Origin of the sequence: Streptomyces daqingensis (genome assembly GCF_014645895.1) — a bacterium.
In the GTDB taxonomy this organism is placed as follows: domain Bacteria; phylum Actinomycetota; class Actinomycetes; order Streptomycetales; family Streptomycetaceae; genus Streptomyces; species Streptomyces daqingensis.
In genome coordinates, this window is sequence record NZ_BMMP01000037.1 from 1 (window position 1) to 3,136 (window position 3,136).

2 protein-coding genes and 1 pseudogene are annotated in these 3,136 nt (G+C 59.0%); 1 reads left to right on the forward strand and 2 read right to left on the reverse strand.

All coding sequences use genetic code 11. The features are described from left to right. Positions 1 to 72: 72 nt before the first annotated feature. A pseudogene (locus IEY56_RS29235) lies at positions 73 to 213 on the reverse strand (site-specific integrase); the annotation flags it as partial. Between the two features lie 193 nt (positions 214 to 406). Here IEY56_RS29235 and IEY56_RS28105 point away from each other — a divergent pair. Beyond that, a complete protein-coding gene (locus IEY56_RS28105; RefSeq protein ID WP_189040111.1) occupies positions 407 to 1,213 on the forward strand; it encodes a DUF6602 domain-containing protein in 807 nt (268 codons plus the stop codon). A gap of 39 nt (positions 1,214 to 1,252) precedes the next feature. On the opposite strand, the gene IEY56_RS28110 is transcribed toward IEY56_RS28105, so the two are convergent. Next, positions 1,253 to 2,362 carry an SRA domain-containing endonuclease gene (locus IEY56_RS28110; RefSeq protein ID WP_189040112.1) on the reverse strand — a complete coding sequence of 370 codons (1,110 nt, stop codon included), beginning with the start codon at positions 2,360 to 2,362 and terminating at the stop codon, positions 1,253 to 1,255. Positions 2,363 to 3,136: the final 774 nt, after the last annotated feature.

Genomic DNA, 3,136 nt, shown 5'->3' on the forward strand with positions numbered 1-3,136 from the left:
GCCATGCTCAGAGACGGCACCTTCTACGAACCACGCACCCCAACCACCGCTTGACGAAACACATAGAGGCACCCCCCGGCGGAGTCCGAGCACAACAGCGAGAACGAACGCCGGGTAGAGCGGGTCGGAACGAGCAGCTTCAAGAAAGGACAGCGTCTCGTCGACGGACCATGGGTGCAGCTCCCGTAGCTCCACTCGCGGCGCCGGCACCAACGGCACCGTCCGAGCTTCACCACCTCACACCCCTACGTTTACGCGGGACGCTCTAGCGAGGACTGCCCCACCCTGATCACGTCGCAGGCAAGCTGACCCCGCAGGTATAGACGATGCCCTGGTAGGAAACTTCACGGCATAGCCCAGTCGATGTGAACGCTCGGGGTCAAGCGGTCGGCCCTAAGATCCGGGCATGACCACAAAGAAACTAGGCAAGATTCTCAGCTCAGTGGCACAGCAGATGCGAGCCGACTTTGAGCAATCCCGTAATTTCAGACACAGCGGCGAAGCTGGGACATCTCGTGAAGTACTCGTTCAGGAATTTCTTTCCGGTTACCTTCCAGCTCACGTCGAGGCTGTACACAATGCCGAAGTCATTTCAGCAAATGGTGACATATCTCCGCAATGTGACATTGTACTCATCGATCGAGGAACGCCACCATTCACTACCTTGAACGGATACCGGATAATACCTAACGAATGCGTATACGGAATGATAGAGGTGAAGACGAAGCTTGACGGAAATCAACTACGCGATGCGTGTAAGAAGATCAGCAAGATGCGAAGGATGCCGAAAACGGCCTACCGGCCGATCCCCGGAACCATTCCGCGCTCAACCACAGCATACGGGGATACTCACAGATTCTTTCCCACCTCGGGCATGATCGTCGCATTCGAGAGTTTGGAACTTGAAACCATCGGCAGCCATCTTATGGAATGGTGTCGCACCTGTAATCCCAATGAGTGGCCCGACAGCGTCTGGGTGATAGGGAAAGGCCACCTACAGTGGGGGGACCCTCGGAATGGGACGCTCTTCAGATCACCCGTGGCGGGCGCATCACTATTCCAGATTGACGCCATCCCAGATCAGGATATCCTTCTTTCTTTGGCGCTTCATCTCAACATACACTTCTCCGATGCTTGGATGAATCCGCTCGACCTCCTTCCGTATTCTGACGATACTCTCTTGGGGCGCATAGCGAATCAATGGACGCTTTAGAGGGACGCCCATACTCCCGACTGGCAGAATCGCACCTCGCTACTTTGACCCCATGTCTCCGACAAAGCGCCCATCGTCCGATCGATATACGACCCCGACTTCATACCGATCAAGCAGGGTGTACATATCGGGGGTTGGGGCGGACGGCAAGAGGATCACGCGCTTTGGCTCTCCTCGCCCATCCACAACGGCGTAGCGGCTATAGTCCAGAATCCTCCCAAGAGCCATCCGTACGTCCGCCCGAGAATTCGAGCCCGTCGCTTCGTAGAGCACGTGATCTGTCGCATCATACAAGTCGGTGCGAAGCGTTGAGGTAAGGCCTTTCACCTTGACCTGAAAGACCCCGGTCCTGTGCCCAGCCGCATCCAGCTTTTCCTTATACGCCTGAGTCAATTCGGCCTTGCGCCGAACAGCTACACTCGCCGCAGTGGCAGCCCGAAGGCTTATTTGGGCGCTGAATGCATTAGCACTCACGATGGTGCCACTAGTCTCCGGATTAGGGGCGGCCTTTCTCGAAGCACTCCTTTTACGCACACGCTGTTGAGGTAGCGGCAACGCACCACTGGTTGCCGGGTCTGACTGGAACATCGAGGCAGTGACATCCCGAAAGGGGACCAAATCCGCCGTAGTCTCCTCTGCTGCAGGGATCACGTCTTCGGTGGAGTGCTGGATAGCTCCCTGCGCACGCAGGCGGAAAACGATCACATTGCGCTCATCTCCGCTCTCGTCATGAACCCTGCGCCACACGTACGGCTGTATCCCATCCAGCGTGAACGCCCCCAGGTATCTGTGAGTCTTCGTGTCGCTTCCGGGCAACTTACCCTCCTGCGTGAACACACGAAGCACTCGCTCTTGCTCCACGTGCCGAAGGATCGACCTGTTCCCTGAGCCAGCAACCCCGTTGAAAGTCTGGTCACCGCACTTGCCGGCGCCGGTGTACTCAAAAATGCGTCCCAGCTCGTCTTCTTCGGCCAGCCAGCCGTCGTAGTACCCAGCCCGTTCACCCACGTCTGGATCCGAGTAAAGATTGACACTGTGCTTGTCCTCAGAGGGGCAGATGCCTCCCTGCGGGCTCCCTCCGTACACGGCACGGATCTCGGTGCGCGTACGCACATCGCCGGGCTTGATCTCCTCAACGCTCATGGCCATGATCTGACTTTAAATCACCGCACCTGGCAACCCATCAGGTGCTGGGGAACTGGGCAGCAGTGGGAAGCCAACCGCCCCTCACCGCGATGCACCGACATCCGGGACTGACATCTTCGACGTCACACAGTGGCGGTAGCGAGCAACCTAGGTGGGCCACGACCTACCTAGGAACGGCGGACGCAAGGTGGTTCGGTCGCGCTCCCCCAGAGGGTGGCGCAAATTCGAATCCTGCCGGGGCACCATGTATGACCAGGCCAACAGCGGCCGCGATCACGGATCGCGGGGGCTTTGACGGTAACGGTTGACGGCAGTCACTACTTCGTAGTGCCGAGAATCTCCATCACGACTTCGCGGGGCGACGCGGCCGCGAAGAGCAGCGAGGCCGCCCGCCTGACACGCAGTACGTTGGTGCTTAGGGGCCGTCCACTAGCGCTCCGACCCGTTCCGATTCAGTCTGCAAAGGGGAACGCTGGAGCTGACTGGCCCAGTGACGCTCACCGCGGAGGGTCAGGAGTTCCCGTCCTACAGCGACGGCCGGGCGGAAGCCACGATGGGCTCCTTGGTCGAAGAAACCACGGGGAGTCGCTCTGCCCTCCTCGCCTCTGGATGCTTCAGCGTTCCGGGGGCGGGCCGGCCAGGTACCACAGGACCATGCTGCTACTCAGGGGAGTGGTAGATCGGCCAGCATGACCGCGTACTTAGAGCTCGTCTCATTTGGTCGGCAGTCGGTAGCCTGGGGTCGTGGGGATCGTGGAGCGCTTGGTGCCGGATGAA

What these genes read in the sequence shown, in the direction of transcription:
- IEY56_RS28105 (WP_189040111.1), top strand. Translation starts at nt 407, where the DNA reads ATGACCACAAAGAAACTAGGCAAGATTCTCAGCTCAGTGGCACAGCAG.
- IEY56_RS28110 (WP_189040112.1), bottom strand. Translation starts at nt 2,362, where the DNA reads ATGGCCATGAGCGTTGAGGAGATCAAGCCCGGCGATGTGCGTACGCGC.